The organism is Priestia sp. P5_B4 (assembly GCF_056400385.1).
In genome coordinates this window covers 1-4,539 of the sequence record NZ_JBFULJ010000279.1, presented here as the reverse complement: position 1 = coordinate 4,539, position 4,539 = coordinate 1, and the positions used below count along the sequence as shown (strand labels likewise).

Below are 4,539 nucleotides of genomic sequence, written 5' to 3'. Positions count from 1 at the left end.
GTTTTCCACTTTCCATCTCTTGTTTTACCGCTATTTCCGGTACAAGAGCAATACCTAAATTATCCGCTACGCACTGTTTAATCGCTTCAAGACTGCTAAACAGAGACCATTATTTTAACTGAGAGCGGCTGCCCTTATCGCACGCTTTTAGAAGAGATGATGCGCAGCAGCGGTATTCATATGCAATCGGTCATCTCGTTTAGCAGTCTTGAAGCGATTAAACAGTGCGTAGCGGATAATTTAGGTATTGCTCTTGTACCGGAAATAGCGGTAAAACAAGAGATGGAAAGTGGAAAACTGATTCAAGTCCCGTTTGACCACGAAGAATTTTATCTTTATTCACAGCTCATATTCAAAAAGAAAAAATGGCTGACGGCACCTATTCAACAATTTATTTCACTTGTTCAAGAAGGTTATCAAAAATATTGATAATAGATATAGAGAATCTTCAATAATGATGAAGTTGTTTTCGTGCTACACTTTTTATAAAACATGAAACTAGAGGTGTAGAACATGAATATATTTTTGCAGCACAATCCTACAAAATTATACTTTGGAAAAAATCAAATTACGAAGCTATCGCAAGAGCTTGCTTCTTATCATAAACAAGTAAACGTTCTGTTAGTATACGGAGGAGGAAGTATCAAACGAAATGGCGTATACGACGAAGTGAAAGCTGAACTTCAGTCTATTAACGCGGTTGTTCACGAGCTGTCTGGTGTAGAACCTAATCCTCGTTTGACTACGGTAGCTAAAGGCGTGGACATCTGTAAAAAAGAAAACATTGATTTTCTTTTAGCCGTTGGGGGAGGAAGTGTAATCGATTGTACAAAAGCTATTGCAGCTGGAGCCGTGTATGAAGGAAATACATGGGATTTAATTACACGTAAAAAAGAGATTACAGATGCGCTTCCTTTTGGAACGGTATTAACACTTGCAGCAACTGGGTCTGAAATGAATTCAACTTCTGTTATAACAAATTGGGAAACAAAAGAAAAGCTCGGATGGACGTCTTCTCACGTATTTCCCGTCTTTTCTATTTTAGATCCGGCGTACACATTTTCAGTGCCGCGCGATCAAACCGTCTATGGAATTGTTGACAGTATGTCGCATGCGCTTGAACACTATTTTCATCGCACGGAAAATACGCCGATGATCGACGGCTTTATTGAATCTTTACTAAGAACGGCTATACAAGAAGGTCCTAAGCTTCTTAAAGATCTGACTTCTTATAAGTATCGTGAAACGATGATGTATATCAGCACGACGGCGTTTAACGGAAGCTTAGCAAACGGAACGGACGGGGGAGACTGGGCTACTCACCGTATCGAACATGCTCTGTCGGCCGTATATGATATTCCCCACGGAGGCGGTCTTGCTATCTTGTTCCCTAACTGGCTGGAGCACGTCTTAAAAGAAGACCCTTCCCGTGTAAAACAATTGGCTGTAAACGTATTTGGCATTGATCCAGCAGGAAAAAGCGATGAAGAAACAGCAATGGAAGGAGCAAAAGCGCTTCGCACTTTCTGGAATGACTTAGGAGCCCCGAACTGCTTGCGTGACTATGATATTGATGATCGTGAATTTGATGCGATTGTTGAAAAGACCTTTGTAAAACCAGGTGTTGGCACTTATAAAGAGCTTGACTGTGCAAGCGTTCGAGATATTCTAGAAAGATCCAAATAAAAAAAGACGAGCTGCCTGCTCGTCTTTTTTATATGTACTCAATAATCCATTAGAAAATAAAGAAAAAGAAAAAAGCACAGCACAATGCATCCTGCTCCTACCGTTATTTCGGAAAAACCTTGAATAAACGTACTTTTAGGACTGCCTCCATCGTTTTGCAGATGAAATACACGTTTTCTTTTGCGTTCATGTACGATTACCAACGAACCAAAAGCAACCGATAATAAGGTGAAGAGCGGCACCGCGATTAAAAACAGTTTAATAGAATACGCCCAGTACGATAGATACAGCGTATAATACATTGCTCCGGTACTTAAGGCAAAGAGTATTAAAGAAAATAAAAACCACTTCGTAAAACGGTTTTTGCTCATGTATCGTTCACTTCCTTTTATCAAGTGCGTCTTATGATGTAGACAATAAAATACGTCTATCATTTTACCAAAACTTTTTGGTACATTCTATTTTAACGGGAAAATAGGGTTTGTAAGTTTCTTAAAAGTGGTATAGTTCCTAAGAACTATCCATGTATACATACAAAAAACTGATGATAAATGAGGGAGAAGATGAGCTATGGGGTGCGACGCGTGTCTGCCAATTAGGACAGGATATACGGTTTCTTTTCAGAAATAAAGCGATGTGAAGAAATTGGAAAAATACTTTAAAGATATTTCTCAAAGCCAATGGAAGACTCTTGGAGAAGATATGGTCTGGATGAGGGAAGATATCTTTTGGAGTTTTATGGATTATGTTCATCAGCATCTAGACCCTCGGCATGTGTGGGCTGTAGAAGCCAAGCAGCGGAGCCCGTTTGAAAACCTGCGAGGTATGGAGCCAATCACCGTTTTTCAAAAAATGAAAGATGCCTTGTGGATTGATGAGCTGATTGCAGATAAGCGAATTTGCTCATATTATCAGCCGATTGTATCGATTGATCACGAACGCGTGCATATCGTTGGGCACGAAATTTTATCAAGAGGATTAGAAGAAGACGGAAGTATTATACCGCCTTTTAAAATGTTTGAAGCTGCTCAAATAAGAAATAAAACCTTCGCTCTTGACCGAGCCTGCCGCTTAGAAGCTGTAAAAAATGCTAGTATTATTGATCGTCAGCTGATTTTTATTAACTTTATTCCTACAGCAATATATAATCCTGAGCATTGCTTGGCATCTACATTTGCGTTAATTCAAGAATTGAATATAAAACCCGAACAAATAGTGTTTGAAGTGATTGAAACCGAGGATGTTCAAGATATTGAGCATTTAAAAAACATTTTGAATTATTATCGTTCCCACGGATTTAAATATGCTTTAGATGACGTAGGGGTTGGTTATAACACGCTGAAGAGGCTTTTAGAAGTGGAGCCTGACGTGGTGAAGTTAGCATTTGAATTCACAAACGGAGTCAGTAAAAATGAGAAACAGAAAAAAGTGGCCCAAGAGATGTTAGCTATCACCCATAAAATGGGGGCGAAGGCTCTTGCGGAAGGAGTAGAGACAGAAGAAGATTTAAAATGCCTGATAGAGATGGGATATGATTTGTTTCAAGGGTATTATTTTGCAAAGCCTCATCCTACTCCGATAAAAGAGATTCATTCTATTTACGCTTAGCAGCGAAAAGCAGAAGAATAGAAACTTCTGCTTTTTGTATGACTAAAGGTAAGAATATTTAAAAAATAAACAATTCACTTTCATTTTGCTAAACAGTTTACAGGAGAAGGGAAGTGCTATAAGATGATAAATATTAATTCTTAGTATTTCTATCAGAAAAGGAGTGGATGATGTGTCGCAAACGTTGCACTCATCATATAAATCAAAGCCTACTACTGTTGTAACAGAATTAAGTCCTATGCAAAAGCCATTATTTGCAGGAGGGGTTATAGCAGCAGTTATTTTATTTCTTGCGATTGTGCTCACGACTAATTGGACGCAAGGTGTTTTATTTATTATCGGCCTAGCGTTAGGGATGACGCTTCTATACGCACGTTTTGGCTTTACATCAGCATTTCGCCGCCTTGTATCTGTCGGCAATGTTCAAGGCTTGCAAGCGCATATGCTTATGCTTGCAATTGCGTCAACATTGTTTGCTATTATTTTAAGTACAGGCTTTAGCTTTACAGGGGTAACGCCAAAAGGATATGTCTCACCTGTAGGAGTAAGCGTGATAGTTGGTTCGTTTATGTTTGGAATTGGCATGCAGTTAGGAAATGGATGTGCCTCAGGGACGCTGTATTCGTTAGGCGGAGGTTCTTCTTCTATGATTTTAACACTTTTAGCCTTTATTGTAGGTTCTATGTTTGGCGCGTATCATTTGCCATTTTGGCAAAAGCAACCTTCGCTTCCCCCTATCTCATTAGCTGAATCGACAGGTCTTGGTTATTTTGGAGCTTGGATTACACAGCTTATCGCGTTCGCAGCGATTTACTGGATTACGATTCAAATTGCTAAAAAGAAAAATCCGCCTATGATGAAACAGCTTCCTACTACAAARGGGTGGAAAAAGATTATTCGAGGCTCTTGGCCTCTATTCACAGCAGCGATTGTGCTGGCAGTATTAAATGCATTGACGCTTGCTGTAAGAGGAAACCCTTGGGGAATCACTTCTGCTTTTGCATTATGGGGCGGAAAAGCCATGATGGCAGCCGGGATAGATGTATCGAGTTGGGGATTTTTCCAAGGTGCAAATGGAGAAGCGCTAACGCAAAGTGTGTTAGCAGACTCTACCAGCGTGTTAAACTTTGGGATTATACTAGGGGCCTTCATTTCAGCGACGGCGCAAGGGACGTTCAAACCAGGAAAGATTAAGCCCGGAGTTGCGGGAGCAGCTGTTGTTGGCGGCCTTTTAATGGGGTATGG

General features: G+C 40.0%; 5 protein-coding genes and 1 pseudogene. 4 read left to right on the top strand and 2 right to left on the bottom strand.

The annotated features are described in order from the left end of the window. Positions 1–100 (bottom strand): annotated as a pseudogene (locus tag AC1DRF_RS17480) (LysR substrate-binding domain-containing protein); the annotation flags it as partial. Positions 101–156: 56 nt separating this feature from the next. On the opposite strand from AC1DRF_RS17480, the gene AC1DRF_RS17475 reads away from it, so the two are divergent. Both AC1DRF_RS17475 and AC1DRF_RS17470 read left to right on the top strand, forming a co-directional pair. Then, a complete protein-coding gene (locus AC1DRF_RS17475) occupies positions 157–429 on the top strand; it encodes a substrate-binding domain-containing protein (protein ID WP_477741263.1) in 273 nt (90 codons plus the stop codon). Positions 430–513: 84 nt separating this feature from the next. After that, on the top strand, positions 514–1,686 hold the full coding sequence (locus AC1DRF_RS17470; RefSeq protein WP_477741262.1) for an iron-containing alcohol dehydrogenase: 1,173 nt from the start codon (positions 514–516) through the stop codon (positions 1,684–1,686). A gap of 38 nt (positions 1,687–1,724) precedes the next feature. Here AC1DRF_RS17470 and AC1DRF_RS17465 read toward each other — a convergent pair whose 3' ends face one another. Further along, positions 1,725–2,057: a hypothetical protein gene (locus AC1DRF_RS17465; protein WP_323618318.1), complete on the bottom strand. Its 333-nt coding sequence runs from the start codon at positions 2,055–2,057 to the stop codon at positions 1,725–1,727. A 265-nt stretch (positions 2,058–2,322) separates the two neighbouring features. Here AC1DRF_RS17465 and AC1DRF_RS17460 point away from each other — a divergent pair, with 265 nt between their 5' ends. Together AC1DRF_RS17460 and AC1DRF_RS17455 are read left to right on the top strand one after the other, a co-directional pair. Beyond that, on the top strand, positions 2,323–3,294 hold the full coding sequence (locus tag AC1DRF_RS17460; RefSeq protein ID WP_477741261.1) for an EAL domain-containing protein: 972 nt from the start codon (positions 2,323–2,325) through the stop codon (positions 3,292–3,294). A gap of 172 nt (positions 3,295–3,466) precedes the next feature. Beyond that, positions 3,467–4,539: YeeE/YedE family protein (locus tag AC1DRF_RS17455; RefSeq protein WP_477741260.1), on the top strand; the 1,073-nt coding region annotated here is incomplete at its 3' end.